The organism is Teichococcus deserti, from assembly GCF_001982615.1.
Classification (GTDB): domain Bacteria; phylum Pseudomonadota; class Alphaproteobacteria; order Acetobacterales; family Acetobacteraceae; genus Pseudoroseomonas; species Pseudoroseomonas deserti.
In genome coordinates, this window is record NZ_MLCO01000116.1 from 1 (window position 1) to 18,781 (window position 18,781).

The window sequence follows — 18,781 nt, forward strand, 5'->3', positions numbered from 1 at the left end:
CGCTGCACCTGAACCTGGCGCTGATGCGCGGGATGGGGGCGGCGCTCAGCCTGGATCCGCTGACCGGGATGCCCTCCTCGCCCGGCTCGCCGAGCTGGAGCGACGCCTGGCCGATCTCGAAGGCGGGCCGGGCGGAGATGGCGCGGATCGCGGCCGAGCTCGCCGCAGGCGGCCACCCGCCTGAACGCTTCCGCGCCGCGGTGCTGCGCCGGCTGGCGCGGCAGGACCGGGCGCTGATCGCGGGGCTCGCCGCCTATCGCCGCCACCCCTATCAGCGGGATGTCCCCCCGGTGCCGGTGCTGTGGCAGGAGGGCGACAGCCGCCTGCTGGATTACGGCGGCGACGGCCCTCCCCTGCTGATGGTCCCCTCGCTGGTCAACCGGGCCGAGGTGCTGGACCTGATGGCCGGCCATTCCATGCTGCGCTGGCTGGCGACCCAGGGCTTCCGCGTGCTGCTGCTGGACTGGGGCTGGCCGGAGCCCGCCGCCCGCCGCTTCACCCTGACCGACTATGTCGCCGGCCGGCTGGAGCGGGCGCTGGGCGCCACCGCGGCCTTCGGCCCCCCGGTTCTGGCCGGCTACTGCATGGGCGGGCTGCTGGCGCTGGCCGCCGCGCTGCGCCGGCCGGAGCAGTTGCGCGGCCTGGCGCTGCTGGCGACGCCGTGGGATTTCCATGCCGGCCCGCCCGGCGCCCGCGACCGGGCGCTCGCCTTGGCCGCCCTGCTGCCCGGGCTGGAGCCGCTGCTGGAGGCCCAGGGCGCGCTACCGGTCGATGCCATCCAAACGCTGTTCGCCGGGCTCGACCCCTGGAGCATCGCCGCCAAGTTCCGCGCCTTCGCAGCCCTCGACCCGGCCAGCCCGCGCGCCGCGCAGTTCGTGGCGCTGGAGGACTGGCTGAACGACGGCATCCCGCTGGCCGCCCCCGTGGCGCGGGAGACGCTGGGCGGCTGGTATGGCCGCAACGAGACCGCCCGCCTCGACTGGCGCATCGCCGGCGCCATGGTCGACCCTTCAGCCCTGCGCCTGCCCAGCTTCGTCGCCATCCCGCGCGCCGACCGCATCGTGCCGCCGGAATCGGCGCTGGCCCTGGCCGCGCGGCTGCCGGGGGCGACGGTGCTGCCGGTCGCGGCCGGGCATATCGGCATGGCCGCCGGCAGCCGGGCCGAGGCGCAGCTCTGGCAGCCGCTGCGGGACTGGCTGCGCGGGTTGTAACCGGCCCCCACTTGTAGCCACCCCGGGGGGCGGCGCACATTGGGAGCAGGACGGGCCCCGCCGCGGGGCGCATAACGACCCAGGGGAGTTACCCAGCCGATGACCGATATCGTGATCGCCTCCGCCGCGCGCACCCCCGTCGGCGCCTTCAACGGCGCCTTCGGCAGCATGGCCGCGCATGACCTGGGCAGCATCGCCATCAAGGCGGCGCTGGAGCGTGCCGGCATCGAGGCCGGCGCCGTGGACGAGGTGATCCTCGGCCAGATCCTGACCGCCGGCGCCGGGCAGAACCCGGCCCGCCAGGCCTCGGTCAATGCCGGCATCCCCGTCGAGCGCACCGCCTTCGGCATCAACCAGCTCTGCGGCTCCGGCCTGCGCGCGGTGGCCCTCGCCGCCCAGCAGATCGCCACGGGCGATGCCAGCATCGTCGTCGCCGGCGGCCAGGAGAGCATGTCCCAGGCGCCGCATTGCGCGCATCTGCGCGGCGGCGTGAAGATGGGCGACTTCTCCATGGTCGACACCATGATCCGCGACGGGCTGTGGGACGCCTTCCACGGCTATCACATGGGCACCACGGCCGAGAACGTCGCCCAGAAGTTCCAGATCACCCGCGAGCAGCAGGACGAATTCGCCTTCCAGTCGCAGCACAAGGCGGGCGAGGCCATGGCCGCCGGCCGCTTCAAGGCCGAGATCACGCCCGTGACCGTCAAGGGCCGCAAGGGCGACACCGTCTTCGACAGCGACGAATATCCGAAGCCCGACACCACCATGGCGATCCTGACCAAGCTGCGCCCGGCCTTCGCCAAGGACGGCTCGGTCACCGCCGGCAATGCCAGCGGCATCAACGACGGCGCGGCCGCCCTGGTGGTGATGTCGGCGGCCGAGGCGGCCAAGCGCGGCATCACCCCGCTGGCCCGCATCGCCAGCTGGGCGACGGCCGGCGTCGATCCCTCGATCATGGGCACCGGCCCGATCCCCGCCAGCCGCAAGGCGCTGCAGAAGGCCGGCTGGAGCATCTCCGACCTCGACCTGATCGAGGCCAACGAGGCCTTCGCCGCCCAGGCCTGCGCGGTGAACAAGGAGCTCGGCTGGGACACCTCCAAGGTCAACGTCAATGGCGGCGCCATCGCGCTGGGCCATCCGATCGGCGCCTCGGGCGCGCGGGTGCTGACCACGCTGCTCTACGGCATGCAGGCGCGCGGCGCGAAGAAGGGCCTGGCCACGCTCTGCATCGGCGGCGGCATGGGCGTCGCCATGTGCCTGGAAGCCGCCTGATTCTCTCCGTCGGTTGCCGGGGGCTCGCTGGCCCCCGGAGGCGTTTCGCTGCCGCTTTTCGTATTTGAGAATAATTCTCATTTACTTATAAGGCGGGGGTGCGCGACCTCGTCCTGCCCCGCCCTTGGCTTGACCGGCTGTTCCGCGAGGAGCAGGGCCGGCTGCGACGCCGCCTCGGCCGCTGGCTGGGCTGCCAGGCCGCGGCCGAGGACGTGCTGCAGGATTCCTTCCTCCGCCTGATCGGCAGCCAGGCCGCCACCCAGGCCAACGACCCCGCCGCCTATCTGGCCCGCGCCGCCCGCCACGCGGCGGCCGACCGGCTGCGGGGCCCCTCGGGCCGCCCCGCCGGTCAGGCGCCGCTGCCCGAGGACCTGGCCTGCGACGCCCCCCTGCCCGATGCCGTCGCCGAGCAGCGCGAGCGCGTCCGCCGCTTCGCCGCCGCCCTGCGCGCCCTGCCGGACAAGCAGCGCGCCATGGTCGTGGCCGCGCGCCTCGACGGCCAGAGCCACGCCGCCATCGCCGCCCGCCACGGCACCACCCCTGCCGCGGTGGAGAAGGCCGTCGCCCGGGCGCTGCAGCGGCTGAGCGCCTGCCTCGACGACGACGACGCGCCGGCTTCCCGCTGAGCCGCCGGCCGTGCCATACCCGCCGGCCATGAGCGCCGCCCCGCCCCGCCGAGTGGAGGCCGACCCCGCCATCCTGGCGGCGGCGGCCCGCTGGGCTGCGCGGCTGGCCGAGGGCGCCGCGCCGCTGGCCGCCCCCGAGCAGGCCGCCCTGCAGGCCTGGTGCGCCGAGCCCGCCCATGCCCGCGCCCTCGATTCCTTTTCGGCCCTCTGGGAGGACCCGGCGCTGCTGGCCGCCGCCCGCGAGGTCGCCGGCGAGCCGCCCGACAGAAAGCCGCGGCGCCGGGCCTTCCTGGCGGGCGGCGGCGCGGCGGCGGCCTTCAGCCTGGCCGGCGGGCTCTGGCTGGGCCAGGCGCCGCTGCAGCGGGCGCTCGCCGATGCCGCCACCGCCCCCGGCGAGATCCGCGCTTTGCCCCCGCTGCCCGGCGGCGGCGAGCTGCTGCTGGACACCGCCAGCGCCGTCGACCTGCCCCAGCCGGGTTTCGCCCGGCTCCGGCAGGGCGCGCTGCGCCTGTCGCTGCCGCCCGCCGCCGGCCCGTTCCGCATCGAGGGCCGCCACGTCGCCTGGCGCATCGCCCCCGGCAGTTTTCTGGCCTTCTTCCGCGAGGAGGCCGGCGACCGGCTGGCTTTGCTGCGCGGGGCGGCGCAGTCGGAAGGCTCCGGCCCCGATCTCACCGCCGGCCAGGCGCTGCTCTGGGGCGCGACGGGCGCCGGCCAGCCGCGCCGGCTGACCCTGGCCGAGCAGGACCGCGTCGAAGGCTTCGCCGAGGCCTGGCGCCTGTTCGACGCGGCGCCGCTCGCCGAGGTGGCGGCGGAGCTCTCGCTCTATCGCCCCGGCATGCTGCTGGTGGCCGCCGAGCTGCGCGGGCTGCGGGTCTCCGGCCGCTACCGCTTCGCCGATCCGGACCGCGTGCTGGCGCTGCTGGCGCAGAGCCTGCCGGTCGGCATCCGCCGCCACGGGCCGCTGCTGACCCGGCTGACCACCCCCGCATAATTTTTTAACGTTTTTGCCGCGGGCGCTGTCGGATCGGCGCAGCCCATCCCGTCCTGGACCTTGAGCGGCGCCGCGCGGGCGCCAGGATCAGGTTTCGAGGGACGTGACAGACGTGCAGGACAAGATCAGGGGCCGCATCCCGGCCATGGCCGCCGCCGCGATGTTGCTCGGCGTCGCCATGCCGGCCATCGCCCAGCCGGCGGCAGCCCCCGCCGGCCAGGCCGCTTCCGGCTTCGCCATCGCGCCGCAGCCGCTGGGCGCGGCCCTGGCGCAGTTCTCCCGCGCCACCGGCCTGCAGGCCAGCGCGCCGGCGGCCCTGCTGGAAGGCCGCCGGTCGCCCGGCGCCAGCGGCAACCTTTCCGCCCCCGAGGCGCTGCGGCGGCTGCTGGCCGGCACCGGCCTCGCCGGCCGCATCGAGGGCGGCGCCATCCTGCTGACCCCCGAGCCGCGCGCCGCGGCCGGCGACATGGTCCTGCCCACCGTCGATGTCGGGGCCTCCACCGGCGGCGGCCGCTGGCCGTCGCGCGGCTTCGTGGCCGAGGCCTCGGCCGCCGGCACCAAGACCGACACGCCGCTGATCGAGACGCCGCAGGCGATGAACGTCGTCACCCGCGCCGAGATCGAGGCGCAAGGGTCGACCAGCATCACCGATGCGCTGCGCTACACGCCCGGCGTGATCAGCCAGTATGGCGCCACCGACCTGCGCTACGACTGGTTCACCGTGCGCGGCTTCACGCCGCCGGTCCGCTACCTGGACGGGCTGCGCCTGCCCTTCGGCGCCCGCGGCTATTCCCAGCCGCGCATCGAGCCCTTCGGCCTGGAGCGGATCGAGCTGCTGAAGGGCCCGGCCTCGGCGCTGTATGGCCAGAGCTCGCCGGGCGGGCTGCTGAACATGGTCAGCCGCCGCCCCAGCCAGGTCGCCCAGAACGAGGTGATCCTGCAATATGGCAGCCATGACGCCCTGACCGCCGGCTTCGACAGCACCGGCCCGCTCGATGCCGAAGGCAAGTTCAGCTACCGGCTGACCGCGCTGGGCCGCCGCGCCGACAGCCAGACCCAGTTCCTCGACGAGCGCCGCATCTTCGTGGCGCCGTCCCTGACCTGGCGGCCGGATGCGCAGACCAGCCTGACCGTCCTGGCGCAGTACCAGCGGATCACCTCCGATGGCGGCGGCGCGCCCCAGGCCCTGCCGGTCCAGGGCACGCTCTGGGCCAATCCGAACGGGCGGATCTCCACCCGCCGCTCGCTGACCGAGCCGGGCTATGACCGCTACACCGGCGAGCAGATCATGCTCGGCTATGCCTTCGAGCACCGCTTCGACAGCGTCTGGCAGGTCCGCCAGAATTTCCGCTACAGCCATGTCGATTCCGACAGCCAGCGGGTGCAGGCCTATGCCTTCGCCGCCAACCAGCGCGATGTCGGCCGCTACGCCTGGGGCTTCCCGGAGATTTCCGACGCCTTCACCGTCGACAACCAGGCCCAGGCCGACTTCACCACCGGCCCGGTCCGCCACCGCCTGCTGACGGGCTTCGACTACCAGCGCGAGGACGCCACCTACGAGGAAAGCCAGCTGACCCTGCTGCGCGCCCTCGACGTCTTCAACCCGGTCTATGGCCTGGCGGTCACCCGGCCGCCCATGGCCAACCGCATCAGCCAGGGCCGCAACCAGGCCGGCCTCTATGCCCAGGACGAGCTGCGCTTCGACCGCTTCATCCTGACGCTCGGCGGCCGCTACGACTGGGCGACGGCGCGCACCAACAACTACACGGTGGCCAGCCGCACCACCTCGGTCATCAAGCAGGATGACGGCGAGTTCACCGGCCGCGTCGGGCTGGTCTATCGCTTTGACAACGGCCTGGCGCCCTATGCCAGTGTCTCGACCAGCTTCCAGCCGACCGCCGGCACCGACCGCCGCGGCGCGCCCTTCGACGCCACCAAGGGCCGGCAATACGAGGTGGGCCTGCGCTACCAGCCGGAAGGCAGCGGGATCTTTGCGGCGGTCTCCGCCTTCCACCTGACGCAGGAGAACGTGCTGACGCCGGATCCGCTCGACACCCGCTACAGCGCCCAGGCGGGCGAGGCGGAGTCGCGCGGCATCGAGCTCGAGGCCAAGGCCAGCCTGGCCGAGCGGCTGAATCTTTCGCTGTCCTACGCCTATACCGAGACCGAGGTGACGCGGGCCAACCGCAACGCCGCCGGCACCAGCACGCTGGGCAAGCAGCTGCCCTTCGCGCCGAACCACCAGGCCGCCGCCTGGCTGGACTACACCTTCAATGAGCCGGTGGTGGCGGGCCTTGGGGTCGGCGGCGGCGTGCGCTACATCGGCGCCTCCTATGGCGACGCCAACAATCTCTACCGCGCGAACGCGGCGACGCTGGTCGACCTGGCGCTGCGCTACGAGCTGGGCCAGTCGCTGCCCAGCCTGCAGGGCGCGCAGCTCGGGCTGAACGTGCTGAACCTGTTCGACAAGGAATATGTCAGCACCTGCATCAGCGCGACCGGCTGCTACTGGGGCGCCCGCCGCACCGTGCTGGCGACGCTGAAGTACCGCTGGTAATTTCTTTCGGTTTGCCGGGGGCCGGCGGCCCCCGGCGGCGTCTCTCTAGCAGAAATGGGCGCCGCGCGCCTCGACCGGCAGCACGTAGAGCGACTGGCTGGCGGTCATGAATAGAAGATTCCGGCGGCTGCCGCCGAAGCAGACATTGCTGCAGATCTCCGGCAGGCGGATCTGGCCGATCCGCTGACCGTCGGGGGCGAAGACATGCACCCCGTCATAGCCATCCCCCACCCAGCCGGCCGAGGACCAGACATTGCCCTCGGTGTCGCAGCGGATGCCGTCGGCCATGCCCGACTTGCCGTCCAGCGTCATGTCGGCGAAGGCGCGCGGATTGCGGATGGTGGCGCCGTCGACGTCATAGGCCCAGATCTGGTTCTTCGCCTCCGCGTAGTGGCTGCTTCCCGTGTCGGCGACGTAGAGAATTTTGTAATCCGGGCTGAAGCACAGGCCGTTCGGCTTGAAGGGCTGGTCGGCCAGCTTGGTCACCGCGCCGGACTGCCCATCGATCCGATAGACCGCCTCCTTGATGAAAGGGCGGACGCTGCCGGTGTCGTGCCGCTGGCCCTCGTAATCCATCAGCGCGCCATAGCCCGGGTCGGTGAACCAGATGCTGCCGTCCTCGGGGTGGACCACGGCGTCGTTCGGCGCGTTGAACTCGCCATCCGGGCCGCGGGCGGCGAGGATCGTCACCTGCCCGTCGCGCTCGTAGCGCACCACGTCGCGGTGCCGGTGCCGCATGGCGATCTGCCGCCCCTCGCGGTCGAAGGTATTGCCGTTGGCGAAGCCCGACGGGCTGCGATACCGGCGGGAGACATGATGGTCCTCCTCCAGGTAGCGCAGGCATTCGTCGTTCGGGATGTCGGAGAAGATCAGGAACCGCCCCGTCGGGTGCCAGGCCGGGCCCTCGGCCCAGCCCATGCCGGTGTGCAGCCGCCGGATCGCGGCATTACCCAGCTTGGCGCGGAACCGCTTCGGGTCCAGCGCGAGAACGTCGGGATCGGGATAGCGGACCGGCGGCGCCTGGCGGCCATAGTCCCGTTGCGCCTCGGCGGCCGAGCTCGCCAGCAATCCGCCGGCGATCAGCCCGCCGAGCATCGCCCGGCGGGGCGGGGTGGCAGTGCGGAGCATGTTTTATCCTCCCAAACGGCCGAGTCGTTGCGCGGCCTTGGGCGGAACTATAGGCGGGGGGCGGCCTCGCGCCGCATCGCCTCCTCGCGATCAGGCAGGTCCCGGGCGGCCCAGACCGAATCGGGCACCAGCACCCGGCGGCCGCGCGGCACCTTCACCCCGCGCGCCGGCATCACCCCGTAGATGCGCTTATGCGCCTCGACGATCACCACGCCGGCGAAGCGCGGCGCCAGCAGCCGCCCGGTGCCTTCCCACAGCCCGCTGCCCTTCAGCAGCAGCCGCGCCTGGAAAGGCGGCGTGAACAGCGCCGCATCCCGCCGTTCGGCGGCGAACAGGTTCCGCTCCAGCAGCCGCGACAGCTGCCCCGTCGAATAGGGCCGCCCCTGGCCGAAGGGGGTGATGTCGCGATGTGCCCAGAGCCCGCGACGGTTCGGCGCCACGATCAGCAGTTTTCCGTCATCCTTCAGCACCCGCCAGACCTCGCGCAGCATGCGGCGGTCGTTCTCGGCGCCTTCCAGCGCATGCACCAGCAGCACCCGGTCGAAGCTCAGATCCGGGAAGGGCAGCAGCGAATCCTCGACCCGCGTCGTCAGCGAGGCGCTGCCCGGCGGCCAGGGCGCCACGTCGGTCTCCGGCAGGCTGGCCGCGACGATGCGCGCCGAACCCTCCCGCCAGAGCCGGAGGTAGGGCGCCGCATGGCCCAGCCCGAGGATCTCCCGGCCGGTCAGGTCCGGCCACAGCCGCAGCAGCCGCTCGCGCACCAGCCGCGCCGCCACCAGCCCCAGCGGCGAGGCGTAGAAATCCCGGTGACCGTGGTTGTCTGCGTGGACCTCAGCCTTCATGCAGTTGATATAGGGCCTCGATCGAGGCGTGACACGCCCCGTGAGGGGCGCAGAAGGAGAACCCGCCATGGCTGTCACCGTCCAGGCCGTGCCCTGCCTGTCCGACAACTATGCCTGGATGCTGCGCGACACCGCCACCGGCACCGTCGCCCTCTGCGACCCGGGCGAGGCGCGCCCCGCCATCGAGGCCATCGAGGCCGCCGGCGGCCGTTGCGACATCATCCTGCTGACCCATCACCACGCCGACCATATCGACGGGGTGGAGGCGATCCGCGCCCGCTACGGCAGCAAGGTGATCGGCGCCACCGCCGACGCCCACCGCCTGCCGAAGCTGGACCAGTCGGTCGCCCCCGGCGACACGGTCGCGGTCGGCGCGACGCGTGGCACCGTCATCGACAGCCCGGGCCACACCCTCGGCCATGTCGCCTTCCACTTCCCCGACGGCGCCGTGCTGCTCTCGGGCGACACGCTCTTCTCGCTGGGCTGCGGCCGGCTGCTGGAAGGCACGCCGGCCGACATGTTCCGGGCGCTGGGCCTGCTCAAGGTCCTGCCGCCGGAGACCCTGGTCTGCTGCGGCCATGAATACACCGCCAGCAACGCCCGCTTCGCCCTGACCGTCGAGCCGGACAACGCCGCCCTCCAGGCCCGCGCCCGTGAGGTCGAGGCCGCCCGCGAGGCCGGGCAGCCCACCGTGCCCGTCGCGCTGGAGACGGAGCTCGCCACCAACCCCTTCCTGCGGGCCGCCTCCGTGGAAGACCTGGCGCGGATCCGGAAGGGGAAGGACAACTTCAAAGGCTGAAACAAGCATGGGGGCTCCGCCCCCAAGCCCCCGCCGGGGGGACAGTGTCCCCCCGGACCCCGACATTCATAAGAAACGGGAAAAGTCCGATGAAGCTGTTCTACTCGGCGACCTCGCCCTATGTGCGCAAGGTCATGATCTGCATGATCCTCCGCGGCCTCGAAGGCCGCATCGAGCTCATGCCGACCAACCCCCACACCAGCCCCGATGCGCTGCTCGCGGCCAACCCGCTGTCCAAGGTGCCCTGCCTGGCCACCGAGGACGGGCCGCTCTACGACAGCCCGGTCATCTGCGAATTCCTCGACAGCCTGGGCGACGCCGCGCCGCTCTTCCCGGCCACAGGCCCCGCCCGCTTCGCGGCGCTGACCCGCCAGGCGCTGGCCGACGGCATGATGGACGCCGCCGTCGGCCGCCGCATGGCCGCCAGCCTGCCGCAGGATGAAGGCCGCCAGGCCGCCGACCAGCGCGCCGCCGCGGCCGTTGCCCGTGGCCTCGCCGCCGCCGAGGCCGCGCCGCCCAAGGGCCTGACCGATATCGGCGCCGTCTCGCTCGCCTGCGCCCTGGGCTATCTCGACTTCCGCTTCCCGCACGAGCCCTGGCGCGACGCCCACCCAACCCTGGCCGCCTGGTATGCCGAGGTCGCCGCCGCCCAGGCCGTCGCCCGCACCGTGCCGCCGACCTGATGCCCGACCTTCGCGATCCCGGCCTGTCGGCCGGGGCGGTGATCGCCGCCCTGGGCCTCGCCCCCCACCCCGAGGGCGGCCACTACCGTGAGATCTGGCGCGACGCGCCGGCGGGCGGCGGCCGCGGCGCCGGCACCGCCATCTACTTCCTGCTGGCCGCCGGCGAATCCAGCCACTGGCACCGGGTGGATGCAGCCGAGGCCTGGCACTGGTACGCGGGCGCCCCCCTGGCCCTCGGCATTGCCGCCACCGATGCCGGCCCGGTGGTGGAGCAGGCGCTGGGCCCGAACCTGGCCGCCGGCGAGGCGCCCTTCGCCATCGTGCCCCCCGGCCATTGGCAGGCGGCCCGCAGCCTGGGCCCCTGGACGCTGGTCGGCTGCACCGTCAGCCCGGCCTTCGACTTCGCCGGCTTCACCTTGGCCCCGCCCGGCTGGGCGCCCGGCCAGAAGTGACCACCGCTAGATGAGCGACGCCGCCGCCTGGGATGCGCGCTACGGGGCGGCGCCCTGGCTCTTCGGCCAGGCGCCGAACCGCTATCTGGAAAGCTTGGCGCCCCGCCTGCGCCCCGGGCTGCGCGCCCTGGCGCTGGGCGACGGCGAGGGCCGCAACGGCGTCTGGCTGGCCGAGCAGGGCCTCGACGTCCTCGCGGTCGACTGGTCGGCGACCGGGCTGGAACGCGCGGAACAGCTGGCGCGCGACCGCGGCCAGCGCATCGCCACCGAGGCCGCCGACCTGACCGTCTGGTCCTGGCCCGAGGCGCGCTTCGACCTGATCGCCTGGGTGTTTTGCCATCTGCCCTCGGCCGACCGGGCGGTGGTCGCGGCCGGCGCCTGCCGCGCATTGGCCCCGGGCGGATTGCTGCTGCTGGAGGGTTTCTCCCCCGCCCAGCAAGGCCGGCGCAGCGGCGGGCCGAAAGACCCGGACCTGCTCTGGACCCGCGCCAAGGCCGAGGCCGATTTCGCCGGTCTCGAGATGCTGGAATGCCTCGAGGGCACCGTCCTGCTGGACGAGGGCCCGCGCCACCAGGGCCCGGCCGAGGTGGTGCGGGGGTTGTGGCGGAAGCCTCAGGCGGAAAGGCTCATCGCATAGACGGCCATGGCGCCGGCACCGAGCAGGCCGATCATGCTCCAGCCCCGCATGCCGATGCCCAGGAAGCTGTGGTCGTCGTCGCCGCCGCGGGTCAGCAGCTTCCAGGCGCCGACATTCACCAGCGCGCCCAGCATCAGCCCGAAGGCATTGGCCAGGTAGACCGCCTCCTGGAAGGGCATGCCCTCGGCCAGCCAGGGGCGCAGCCCGAAGCTGCCGGCCGCCATGCCGCCGACCAGGAAGAAAACGGACAGAAAACCGACGCCGGACCAGGTGACGAACAAGCCAAGGCTCCTTGCGATGACGCCGGGACCCCTCGCCCCGCCGCCGGCGCAGGTCAAGTTCACGCCTGCTTGCGCGCCGTCTTCGCCGCCAGCACGCCGCCGCTTGTGACCAGTCCCGCGGCCAGGGCCAGCCGCCAGCTGGGCTCGCCGAAGCCGCCGGCCAGCAGCAGCAGGGTCGAGGCCACCGGGATGCCATAGGCCAGCGTCCCCAGCAGCCGCGGGTCGCCCCGCTTCATGCCGATGTCCCACAGGAAGAAGGCGGCGCCGACGGGCCCCAGCCCCATCAGCAGCAGCGCCAGGGCCTGGCGGGCATCGGGCATGACGCTGGTCTCGAAAAGCAGGTGCAGCAGCCCGGCCAGGGCCGCGCTGGCCAGGCAGAAGCCCGCCACCGCCTCGGTCGGCACCGCCGAGAGCCGCCGCGCCGTCACCGAATACAGCCCCCAGACCAGGGCCGCCGCCGTCGAGCAGGCGAAGCCCAGCATCGCCCCGGCCGGAAACCGCGCGCCGCTGCCCACCAGCAGGGCACATCCCAGGAAGCCGAGCGCGACGCCGGCGATGCGCCGCCCACCGAGCGGCATTCCCAGGATCGGCGCCGAGAGCAGCACCACCAGCAGCGGCCAGAGATAGTTCAGCAGATTGGCCTCGACCGCCGGCGCGAAGGCGAGGCCGGCGAAATAGAGCGCGTGGTAGCCGAACAGCCCGCCCACCCCGTGCAGCCAGGCGATGCCGCCCTGGCGCAGCCGCCGCGCCTGGCCGCGCACCAGCACCAGGGCCAGCGCCGCGCTGCCGCCGATGCCCATGCCCAGCGCGGTGACCTGCAGCGGCGGGATGCCCTCGGCCAGCTTGGCCAGCAGGCCGAGGAAGGCCCAGAGCAGCATGGCGCCGAGGCCGGCCAGCGTCGCCCGGCTCATGCGTGCGCAACCGCCGCGCTGCCGCCGCGTTGCCGCGGGAGCAGAGCATGGAGCGTCACGATGGGTTTCCTGGCCCGCACGGCCATCACGGCCTTCGCCTTCTGGTGCGCCGCGCAGTTGATCGGCGGCATCAACTTCAGCGGCCCCTTCAACCTGATCATCGCGGCGATCGTCTTCGGCGTGGTCAATGCGCTGATCCGGCCGATCCTGATGCTGCTGTCGCTGCCGCTGAACGTTATCACGCTGGGGCTGTTCACCCTGGTGGTCAATGCGGCGATGCTGGGGCTGACGGCGCTGGTGATGCCGGGGATGACGATCTCGGGCTTCGGCGCGGCCTTTTTCGGCGCCATCATCGTCGCCATCGTGTCCTGGCTGGCCAACAAGGCGATCGGCGACAAGGACAAGGCGGTGAACCGGTAGGAAGGGAAGGCTCCGGGGGCATCGAAGGCCCCCAGGCCCCCAGGTTCATTTTGCGTGCCGCCTATGACCTCGTGGCGCCAACGGACGGCGGGGTCCGGGGGGATACCATCCCCCCCGGCAGGGTCGAGGGGCGGAGCCCCTCGCCGGCTTCAATACATATGCTGCCCGCCATTGATCGACAGCGTCGACCCGGTGATGAAGCTGGCCTCGTCCGCGGTCAGGAAGCACACCCCGCGGGCGATGTCCTCGGCATGGCCCAGCCGGCCGACGGGGATGCGGGCGATGATCTTCTGCAGCACGTCTTCCGGCACGGCGCGGACCATCTCGGTGTCGACATAGCCGGGGGCGATGGCGTTGACCGTGATGCCGGCGCGCGCACCTTCCTGGGCCAGCGCCTTGGTGAAGCCGTGGATGCCCGACTTGGCGGCGGCGTAGTTCACCTGGCCGTACTGCCCGGCCTGGCCGTTGATCGAGCCGATATTGACGATGCGGCCGAACTTGCGCGCCGACATGCCCTCCCAGACCAGCTTCGCCAGGTTGAAGCAGGAGCCCAGGTTGGTGTCGATCACCTCGTCCCACATGGTGCGGTCCATGCGCTTCATGGTGCCGTCGCGGGTGATGCCGGCGTTGTTCACCAGGATCTCGATGGCGCCGTGCTCGGCCTCGATCTTCGCCACCGCCGCCTTGCAGGCCTCGTAGTCGGAAACGTCGAACTTGATGCAGGCGATGCCGGTGCGCTCGGTGAAGGCGGCGGCGGCGGCGTCATTGCCGGCGTAGGAGGCGATGACGCTCCGCCCCGCCTTGTGCAGGGCCTCGCTGATGGCGGCGCCGATGCCGCGCTGTCCGCCGGTGACCAGGGCCAGACGTGCCATGGACGGTGTCCTCCTTCTGCAGAATGGGTGGTGAGGGCCGCGGCCGCTTTGCCGCGGGCCATCCACCGGCCCATGCCATCACAACGCATCCGGGGATGCCATGTCCTTGTGACGGATGGAGGGCGGGGCGGTGGAACGGCATCCAGGGCGCGGACGGGTCGTCAGCCGGGCGACGGCCGGGTCGGCCAGCCCGCCGTCGCGCCGCCATCATCCCGCCCCGAGGGCGGTGCGGAGGCTCGGGCCAGGCGGGACGCGGCGGGCATTAGCGATTCGCTCCGGATTTCCGGCGCAGCCTAGCGCGGGAACGGTCCCGGCGTAATTGCCAGCGGGCGGAAATCGCAGGCGCGAACAACAGGCTGGGGGCTGCGGCAGGGCTTCGCGGAGCTGCGGGGACAGCGGCTTCACGGCGGCGGGCGCCAGCAGGCGCCGTATTCCGCAACGCAAAAACGGTCGATCGTTCTTGCATCGTAAATTTCGTAATGGTACTCACGAATTTGTGAGGACCGGCCCCAGGCGGCCGGCCCGCCGAGGAATGAAAGGCACAGTCACCATGGCGTCTGCCCTGCGCTGCACCCTCCCTTCTTCCGACAAGCGCCGGCCGGTTGGCGAGGTCGATCAAGGGGCTCTGATGCTCATGCTCACCTATGTCGAGGCCGAGTGCCTCCGCCTCGGCGCTGCCGATTCGGCGCATCACGCGGCCATGGCCGCGGCCCTGCTGCCAGGGCCGGTCACCCGTCCTGGCGGCAGCCGCGCCAAGCTCAGTTGAGACTGAGTCGCTTTCCGCTTTTCCTCGCTCGCGAAGAGGTGTATCCGGCGCGCGCAGATTTTCCTTCTCAGCAGGCAACATTCACCGATGGACACTCCGATTGCTGCGGTCCTCTGGACCCATCAGGCGCAGCGCGATCTGGCGGCCGTGCTGCGGCTGCTGAGCCACGCCGAACGCTGCTGCCTCGATGCCGGCTCGGAAGAGGCCGCGGGCCTCGTCGCGGAAGCCATGTCGTTGCTGGCCCGCGATGGCGCCGCCCGCAAGATGGCCGCCTGATCCAGGCAACGCCCCGACCACGCTGAAGGGCCCGGCTTCTCCCGGGCCTTTGGTGTTTTCGGAGAAGGTTTTCCCAGGTCACGCTTTCTCGCCGGCCCGTTGCACCCCTGGCAGGGTCAGGCCCCCGGCAGGTTGGCGGGCTCTGGGCCGCCGGCCATCCAGTCCAGCAGCTCGACCGTGTGGATGGCGGGCAGCGACCCGCCGCCGAGCTGGGTCAGGCAGCCGATATTGCCGCTGGCGATCAGCCGGCCACCGGTGCGCCCCAGATTGGCCAGCTTGCGCGCCTTCAGCTGCCCCGCGATCTCCGGCTGCATCAGGTTGTAGGTGCCGGCGGAGCCGCAGCAGAGATGCGACTCGACCGGCTCCTTCACCGTGAAGCCGGCCTTCTGCAGCAGCTGCTTCGGCGCCGCCGTGATCTTCTGGCCGTGCTGCAGGCTGCAGGCGGCGTGGTAGGCGACGGTCAGGCCGGGGGCCGGGCGGCGGGCCTCGTAGCCGAACTGCAGCAGAACCTCGGAGATGTCGCGGGCGCGCGACGCCACGGCGGCGGCGCGGGCGGCCCAGGGCTCGGCCTCGCCCCGGAACATGAATCCGTAATCCTTCACCGTCGTGCCGCAGCCCGAGGCATTGACCACGATGGCGTCCAGCCCCTCGCCGTCGATCTCGCGGGTCCAGGCCGCGATATTGGCGCGCGCGAAGCCCATGGCCGGGTCGTGCTGGCCCATATGGTGGTTCAGCGCGCCGCAGCAGCCCTGGCCGCGCGCCACCACCACCTCCAGCCCCATGCGGGTCAGCAGCCGGATGGTCGCCTGGTTGATCGAGGGCGCCAGCACCGTCTGGGCGCAGCCGGTCATCAGCGCGACCCGCCCGCGCCGCGGCCCTTCAGCGGCATGGATGCGCGGCCCCTGGTCGACCGCCGGCGGCAGGCTGGCGGGGGCGAGGTCCAGCATCGCCCGCAGCCGCCCGGCCATCTGCCCCTGCTTCGGCAGCAGCCCGGCCAGCGGCCGCGCGGCGCGGGCCGCGGCCAGGGCCAGGCGGAAGCGGCGCGGATGCGGCAGGGTCATGCCCAGCACCCGGCGCAGCAGCCGTTCCGGCCAGGGGCGGGTATAGGTCTCCTCGATATAGCGGCGGGCATGGTCGACCAGGTGCATGTAGTGCACGCCGGACGGGCAGGTCGTCATGCAGGACAGGCAGGAGAGGCAGCGGTCGACATGCCGCACCACCGCCTCGGTCGCCGGCTGGCCGCTCTCCAGCATGTCCTTGATCAGGTAGATGCGGCCGCGCGGGCTGTCGAGCTCATCGCCCAGCAGCACGAAGGTCGGGCAGGTGGCGGTGCAGAAGCCGCAATGCACGCAGCTCCGCAGGATGGTGTTGCTGGCGCTGATATCCTGGTCGGCGAGCTGAAGCGCGCTGAAATTCGTCTGCATGTCCTGGTCCGTCCCCTGCGCCCAGGGTGAGGGTGAAGCGCGGCCGGTGCAAGCAGCCGCCGCCCGGCGGTCATGCCGCCGTCGCCATCTTGACGCATGAGCAACTTTTAAGGCGGCAACCTGGTTTTCATGGGAAGACAAGCGGCAAAAAACGGAGGACACAACATGTTGATGTGCCCCCCGCTCAAAGCCGAGATCCTTCGGCAGCCCGACCCGCAGAGCTCCACCCTGTCGGCCCAGCCAGGCGGCCAGGCCGAGCTCGCCCGCCGTTCCGCCCTGATGCAGGTTCCCGGCCAGGCAGCCCCGGCGGCCAGCAGCGGCACACGGCTGGGCATCGAGCCGCCGGTGCGCGCCAAATCCTGGTTCGACAAGGTCTAGGCAGTCCCCATCCGGCCGGGATTCAGCAGCCCGTCCGGATCGAGCGCCGCCTTCACCCGCGCGCCGATGGCGGCGAGCGGAGCGGGCTCGGGCGGCAGCACCGGCACGGCGAGACGCAGCGGATCGGGCGCGCGGAACAGGGTGAAGGTGCCGCCGGCCGCGTGCGCCGCCTGCATCACAGCCTGGTGCGCGGCTTCCGTGGCGGGTCCCGCCACCCAGACCAGCCCGCCGCCCCAGTCCAGCAGCAGCCGGGCCTCGAAGGCGCGGGCCAGCGCCCCGGCCGCCGCCGGCGCCGAGGACGGCCGCAGCGACAGGCGCCACACCGCCTCGTCCGGCGCCGCCTGCAGCAGCCGCGCCTCGCGGATGTCCTTCCACAGCGCCTCGGACGCCGCCTGCTCCAGCAACGTCACCGTGCCGAACTCGGCCAGGGCGCCGCGCAGTACCCCGGAGCGGTGCGGCAGAAACTGAGAAAAATCTTCCATGCGCAGGACGGCGGTGGGGCCGGACAGCCCGTGACCGCCTGCCGGCAGCAGCGCCGCGCCGCTGGTGCCGAAGGGGCTGCCCAGGCCGGCCGCCAGCGCCGCCACCCCCGCCGCGAGCGACGGCACGGCGATGGCCAGCGTCAGGCTCGCCTCCGGCCGCGGCACCAGCTTCAGGGTGACCTCGGTCAGGATCCCCAGCGTCCCCTGGCTGCCGGCCAGCAGCTTGCACAGGTCCAGCCCGGTGACGTTCTTGTGGACCCGCCCGCCGGAGCGGATCACCTCCGCCCGCCCGGTCACCGCCCGCACGCCCAGCACCTGGTCGCGCAGCGCGCCGCTGACGCCGATCCGCCGCGGGCCGGACAGGTTGGACGCCACCAGCCCGCCCAGCGTCGGCGGCGTCGCCACGCCGAACAGGTCCGAGAAGTCGGGCGGCTCGGCGGCCAGCATCTGCCTGCCGGTGTCGAGCGCGGCCTCGATCACCGGCAAAGGCGTGCCAGCCAGGGCCGACAGCACCATCTCCTGCGGCCGGTACAGCGTCACGCCGGACAGGTTTCGCACCGACAGACGCGCCGCCGCCTGCACCGGGCGCAGGCTGCCGGCGCGGCCATTGTTGCCGCAGACGGCGAGCGGCGCGCGCTCCGCCCGGGCCTGGGCCACGGCCGCCACCACGCCGGCCTCGTCGGCGGGCGCCAGATCGAAGGCAGCGCTCATGCGCGGCGCTCCAGCACCGGGTTGCCGGCCAGCGGGAAGACCTTGGCCGGGTTCAGCAGCCATTGCGGGTCGAAGGCCGATTTGATGGCGCGCTGCTGGGTCAGCTCGATGTCGGAAAACTGGACGGTCATCAGGTCGCGCTTCTCGACGCCGACGCCGTGCTCGCCGGTCAGGCAGCCGCCGACCTCGACGCAGAGCTTCAGGATGTCGGCGCCGAAGGCCTCGGCCTTGCGGAAGCTTTCGGGGTCGTTGGCGTCGAACATGATCAGCGGATGCAGGTTGCCGTCGCCGGCATGGAAGATGTTCGCCACCTTCAGCCCGTAATCGTCGGACATTTCCTGCATGCGCTTCAGCACCCGCGGCAGCTCGCCGGTCGGGATGGTGCCGTCCATGCAGAGATAGTCCGGGCTGATCCGCCCCACCGCCCCGAAGGCGCCCTTGCGGCCCTTCCAGATGGCCAAGCTTTCCTCTGGCGTCTCCGCGACGCGCAGGGAAATCGGGTCGAACCGCCCGCAGATTTCTTTCAGCTTGCCGAGCAGAAAGTCCTGTTCGGCCGTGTTGCCTTCGACCTCGATGATCAGCAGGGATTCGGCATCCAGCGGATAGCCGGCATGGGCGAAGGCCTCGCAGGCATGGATCGCCGGGCGGTCCATGAATTCGAGCGCCACCGGAATGATGCCGCTGGCGATGATGGCGTCCACCACCTCGCCGGCGACCTCGTTGCTGCGATAGGCGGCCAGCATCGCCCGCGCGCCCTCCGCCGCCCGCAGGATCCGCACCGTCACCTCGGTGACGATGCCGAGCTGCCCCTCGCTGCCGGTGATCAACCCCAGCCAGTCATAGCCGGCCGCGTCCAGATGCGCGCCGCCGATGTCGATGACATCGCCCTCGATGGTGACCAGCTTCACCCCCAGCAGGTTGCCCGCCGTCACCCCGTATTTCAGGCAGTGCGCGCCGCCGGAATTCATCATGACATTGCCGCCGATCATGCAGGCCAGCTGGCTCGACGGATCGGGGGCATAGAAGAAGCCGTCGCCGGCGACGGCTTCTTCTATGCCC

At 72.2% G+C, this 18,781-nt stretch carries 21 protein-coding genes; 13 read left to right on the forward strand and 8 right to left on the reverse strand.

The annotated features are described in order from the left end of the window. The 5 genes from BKE38_RS13620 to BKE38_RS13640 form a co-directional block, all read left to right on the forward strand. Positions 1 to 1,211 (forward strand): alpha/beta fold hydrolase (locus BKE38_RS13620; protein WP_367595806.1); only part of this gene is annotated, 1,211 nt, incomplete at its 5' end. Between the two features lie 99 nt (positions 1,212 to 1,310). Beyond that, positions 1,311 to 2,486, forward strand: coding sequence for an acetyl-CoA C-acetyltransferase (locus BKE38_RS13625; protein WP_076957855.1), 1,176 nt, complete (start codon positions 1,311 to 1,313; stop codon positions 2,484 to 2,486). A 98-nt stretch (positions 2,487 to 2,584) separates the two neighbouring features. Next, positions 2,585 to 3,112 carry an RNA polymerase sigma factor gene (locus BKE38_RS13630; RefSeq protein WP_076957856.1) on the forward strand — a complete coding sequence of 176 codons (528 nt, stop codon included), beginning with the start codon at positions 2,585 to 2,587 and terminating at the stop codon, positions 3,110 to 3,112. Positions 3,113 to 3,140: 28 nt separating this feature from the next. Then, the gene (locus BKE38_RS13635) at positions 3,141 to 4,103 is read left to right on the forward strand and encodes a FecR family protein (protein WP_131829590.1); all 963 of its coding nucleotides are present in this window, start codon (positions 3,141 to 3,143) and stop codon (positions 4,101 to 4,103) included. A gap of 112 nt (positions 4,104 to 4,215) precedes the next feature. After that, complete coding sequence (locus BKE38_RS13640) at positions 4,216 to 6,660, forward strand: TonB-dependent siderophore receptor (RefSeq protein WP_207553565.1); 2,445 nt, start codon at positions 4,216 to 4,218, stop codon at positions 6,658 to 6,660. Between the two features lie 45 nt (positions 6,661 to 6,705). On the opposite strand, the gene BKE38_RS13645 is transcribed toward BKE38_RS13640, so the two are convergent. Both BKE38_RS13645 and BKE38_RS13650 read right to left on the reverse strand, forming a co-directional pair. Next, positions 6,706 to 7,788 carry an SMP-30/gluconolactonase/LRE family protein gene (locus tag BKE38_RS13645; protein WP_076957858.1) on the reverse strand — a complete coding sequence of 361 codons (1,083 nt, stop codon included), beginning with the start codon at positions 7,786 to 7,788 and terminating at the stop codon, positions 6,706 to 6,708. Positions 7,789 to 7,835: 47 nt separating this feature from the next. Continuing rightward, a complete protein-coding gene (locus BKE38_RS13650; protein WP_076957859.1) occupies positions 7,836 to 8,630 on the reverse strand; it encodes a methyltransferase domain-containing protein in 795 nt (264 codons plus the stop codon). Between the two features lie 67 nt (positions 8,631 to 8,697). Here BKE38_RS13650 and gloB point away from each other — a divergent pair, with 67 nt between their 5' ends. The 4 genes from gloB to BKE38_RS13670 all read left to right on the forward strand — a co-directional run bounded on the left by gloB (position 8,698) and on the right by BKE38_RS13670 (position 11,201). Then, positions 8,698 to 9,429 carry a hydroxyacylglutathione hydrolase gene (gene gloB / locus BKE38_RS13655; RefSeq protein ID WP_076957860.1) on the forward strand — a complete coding sequence of 244 codons (732 nt, stop codon included), beginning with the start codon at positions 8,698 to 8,700 and terminating at the stop codon, positions 9,427 to 9,429. 89 nt (positions 9,430 to 9,518) lie between these two features. Beyond that, positions 9,519 to 10,112: a glutathione S-transferase N-terminal domain-containing protein gene (locus BKE38_RS13660; RefSeq protein WP_076957861.1), complete on the forward strand. Its 594-nt coding sequence runs from the start codon at positions 9,519 to 9,521 to the stop codon at positions 10,110 to 10,112. Next, the gene (locus BKE38_RS13665) at positions 10,112 to 10,564 is read left to right on the forward strand and encodes a cupin domain-containing protein (RefSeq protein ID WP_076957862.1); all 453 of its coding nucleotides are present in this window, start codon (positions 10,112 to 10,114) and stop codon (positions 10,562 to 10,564) included. The genes BKE38_RS13660 and BKE38_RS13665 overlap by 1 nt, the downstream gene beginning before the upstream one ends. Positions 10,565 to 10,574: 10 nt before the next feature. Then, positions 10,575 to 11,201 carry a class I SAM-dependent methyltransferase gene (locus tag BKE38_RS13670; RefSeq protein WP_076957863.1) on the forward strand — a complete coding sequence of 209 codons (627 nt, stop codon included), beginning with the start codon at positions 10,575 to 10,577 and terminating at the stop codon, positions 11,199 to 11,201. Here the strand turns inward: BKE38_RS13670 and BKE38_RS13675 are convergent. Both BKE38_RS13675 and yddG read right to left on the reverse strand, forming a co-directional pair. Further along, positions 11,177 to 11,482, reverse strand: a complete 306-nt coding sequence (locus tag BKE38_RS13675; protein ID WP_083747535.1) for a hypothetical protein — start codon at positions 11,480 to 11,482, stop codon at positions 11,177 to 11,179. The genes BKE38_RS13670 and BKE38_RS13675 overlap by 25 nt on opposite strands. A 59-nt stretch (positions 11,483 to 11,541) precedes the next feature. Continuing rightward, the gene (gene yddG, locus BKE38_RS13680) at positions 11,542 to 12,393 is read right to left on the reverse strand and encodes an aromatic amino acid exporter YddG (RefSeq protein ID WP_076957864.1); all 852 of its coding nucleotides are present in this window, start codon (positions 12,391 to 12,393) and stop codon (positions 11,542 to 11,544) included. Positions 12,394 to 12,453: 60 nt separating this feature from the next. On the opposite strand from yddG, the gene BKE38_RS13685 reads away from it, so the two are divergent. After that, positions 12,454 to 12,813 carry a phage holin family protein gene (locus tag BKE38_RS13685; protein WP_076957865.1) on the forward strand — a complete coding sequence of 120 codons (360 nt, stop codon included), beginning with the start codon at positions 12,454 to 12,456 and terminating at the stop codon, positions 12,811 to 12,813. A gap of 149 nt (positions 12,814 to 12,962) precedes the next feature. Here BKE38_RS13685 and phbB read toward each other — a convergent pair whose 3' ends face one another. Next, a complete protein-coding gene (phbB, locus tag BKE38_RS13690; RefSeq protein WP_076957866.1) occupies positions 12,963 to 13,685 on the reverse strand; it encodes an acetoacetyl-CoA reductase in 723 nt (240 codons plus the stop codon). Positions 13,686 to 14,313: 628 nt separating this feature from the next. Between phbB and BKE38_RS32070 the strand changes: the two genes are divergently transcribed. Next, on the forward strand, positions 14,314 to 14,451 hold the full coding sequence (locus tag BKE38_RS32070) for a hypothetical protein (protein WP_165694182.1): 138 nt from the start codon (positions 14,314 to 14,316) through the stop codon (positions 14,449 to 14,451). Positions 14,452 to 14,538: 87 nt separating this feature from the next. Continuing rightward, positions 14,539 to 14,727: a soj family protein gene (locus BKE38_RS13700; protein ID WP_076957868.1), complete on the forward strand. Its 189-nt coding sequence runs from the start codon at positions 14,539 to 14,541 to the stop codon at positions 14,725 to 14,727. Between the two features lie 116 nt (positions 14,728 to 14,843). Here BKE38_RS13700 and glcF read toward each other — a convergent pair whose 3' ends face one another. Then, positions 14,844 to 16,151 carry a glycolate oxidase subunit GlcF gene (glcF, locus tag BKE38_RS13705; protein WP_076957869.1) on the reverse strand — a complete coding sequence of 436 codons (1,308 nt, stop codon included), beginning with the start codon at positions 16,149 to 16,151 and terminating at the stop codon, positions 14,844 to 14,846. Between the two features lie 171 nt (positions 16,152 to 16,322). On the opposite strand from glcF, the gene BKE38_RS13710 reads away from it, so the two are divergent. Next, positions 16,323 to 16,529 (forward strand): hypothetical protein, encoded by a 207-nt coding sequence (locus BKE38_RS13710; protein ID WP_076957870.1) that lies wholly within the window; start codon positions 16,323 to 16,325, stop codon positions 16,527 to 16,529. On the opposite strand, the gene BKE38_RS13715 is transcribed toward BKE38_RS13710, so the two are convergent. Both BKE38_RS13715 and BKE38_RS13720 read right to left on the reverse strand, forming a co-directional pair. Further along, positions 16,526 to 17,722, reverse strand: coding sequence for an FAD-binding protein (locus tag BKE38_RS13715; RefSeq protein WP_076957871.1), 1,197 nt, complete (start codon positions 17,720 to 17,722; stop codon positions 16,526 to 16,528). The genes BKE38_RS13710 and BKE38_RS13715 overlap by 4 nt on opposite strands. Beyond that, positions 17,719 to 18,781 (reverse strand): FAD-linked oxidase C-terminal domain-containing protein (locus BKE38_RS13720; protein ID WP_076957872.1); only part of this gene is annotated, 1,063 nt, incomplete at its 5' end. The genes BKE38_RS13720 and BKE38_RS13715, both read right to left, overlap by 4 nt.

Excerpts from the sequence above, each read along its gene's own strand:
- BKE38_RS13625 (WP_076957855.1), top strand. The coding sequence starts at position 1,311 with ATGACCGATATCGTGATCGCCTCCGCCGCGCGCACCCCCGTCGGCGCC.
- BKE38_RS13635 (WP_131829590.1), top strand. The coding sequence starts at position 3,141 with ATGAGCGCCGCCCCGCCCCGCCGAGTGGAGGCCGACCCCGCCATCCTG.
- BKE38_RS13645 (WP_076957858.1), bottom strand. The coding sequence starts at position 7,788 with ATGCTCCGCACTGCCACCCCGCCCCGCCGGGCGATGCTCGGCGGGCTG.
- BKE38_RS13650 (WP_076957859.1), bottom strand. The coding sequence starts at position 8,630 with ATGAAGGCTGAGGTCCACGCAGACAACCACGGTCACCGGGATTTCTAC.
- gloB (WP_076957860.1), top strand. The coding sequence starts at position 8,698 with ATGGCTGTCACCGTCCAGGCCGTGCCCTGCCTGTCCGACAACTATGCC.
- BKE38_RS13660 (WP_076957861.1), top strand. The coding sequence starts at position 9,519 with ATGAAGCTGTTCTACTCGGCGACCTCGCCCTATGTGCGCAAGGTCATG.
- BKE38_RS13665 (WP_076957862.1), top strand. The coding sequence starts at position 10,112 with ATGCCCGACCTTCGCGATCCCGGCCTGTCGGCCGGGGCGGTGATCGCC.
- BKE38_RS13670 (WP_076957863.1), top strand. The coding sequence starts at position 10,575 with ATGAGCGACGCCGCCGCCTGGGATGCGCGCTACGGGGCGGCGCCCTGG.
- yddG (WP_076957864.1), bottom strand. The coding sequence starts at position 12,393 with ATGAGCCGGGCGACGCTGGCCGGCCTCGGCGCCATGCTGCTCTGGGCC.
- BKE38_RS13685 (WP_076957865.1), top strand. The coding sequence starts at position 12,454 with ATGGGTTTCCTGGCCCGCACGGCCATCACGGCCTTCGCCTTCTGGTGC.
- phbB (WP_076957866.1), bottom strand. The coding sequence starts at position 13,685 with ATGGCACGTCTGGCCCTGGTCACCGGCGGACAGCGCGGCATCGGCGCC.
- BKE38_RS32070 (WP_165694182.1), top strand. The coding sequence starts at position 14,314 with ATGCTCATGCTCACCTATGTCGAGGCCGAGTGCCTCCGCCTCGGCGCT.
- BKE38_RS13700 (WP_076957868.1), top strand. The coding sequence starts at position 14,539 with ATGGACACTCCGATTGCTGCGGTCCTCTGGACCCATCAGGCGCAGCGC.
- glcF (WP_076957869.1), bottom strand. The coding sequence starts at position 16,151 with ATGCAGACGAATTTCAGCGCGCTTCAGCTCGCCGACCAGGATATCAGC.
- BKE38_RS13710 (WP_076957870.1), top strand. The coding sequence starts at position 16,323 with ATGTGCCCCCCGCTCAAAGCCGAGATCCTTCGGCAGCCCGACCCGCAG.
- BKE38_RS13715 (WP_076957871.1), bottom strand. The coding sequence starts at position 17,722 with ATGAGCGCTGCCTTCGATCTGGCGCCCGCCGACGAGGCCGGCGTGGTG.